This is a genomic window from Gluconobacter sp. P1D12_c (assembly GCF_018812105.1).
Classification (GTDB): domain Bacteria; phylum Pseudomonadota; class Alphaproteobacteria; order Acetobacterales; family Acetobacteraceae; genus Gluconobacter; species Gluconobacter oxydans_A.
Genome location: NZ_JACSIQ010000386.1, coordinates 1 through 481 on the forward strand (window position 1 = coordinate 1; position 481 = coordinate 481).

Sequence of the window (481 nt, forward strand, 5' to 3'; positions counted from 1 at the left end):
GTCTTCGTTGGCTTTCGAGCGATAAGCTGTATCAGCCCAAACGCTTGAGGCCGTATTGGTTTTATCTAACAGCCCCTCTCTCAATCGCGCACCATCACTGGCGGCGGCATCCGTCGTCTTCCATTTTCGGATGAACCGAAACTTCCGGTCGATGGAGACGTGGGATTTGTAGCCAAAGAACGGGATGGCGAGATCGCTCGACGGTATGGTTCCATCGTCCTGCCGCTTCGCCTTCGTGAACTTAAGTGTCCATCGTGCATGACGATCCTTATGCGACATCTTTGCGGGCTTGTCCTGCCAGTCTTCTGGAATACGTCCTGCCCGGAGATCCGCTTTCTCAGCCTTCGTATTGCGCTGCTTTGGAGCAGCCACCAGTGTTGCATCCAGGATCTGGCCGGACATCGGGAGATAACCGGCGTTCCGCAGGGTCGCGTCAAATCGGTCAAACAGCCTTTCAATGGCACCCGCCTGTGTCAAACGC

At 55.5% G+C, this 481-nt stretch carries 1 pseudogene; it reads right to left on the reverse strand.

Annotated features, from left to right (window positions below):
- Nucleotides 1-481, reverse strand: a pseudogene (locus KP705_RS17295) (IS5/IS1182 family transposase); the annotation flags it as partial.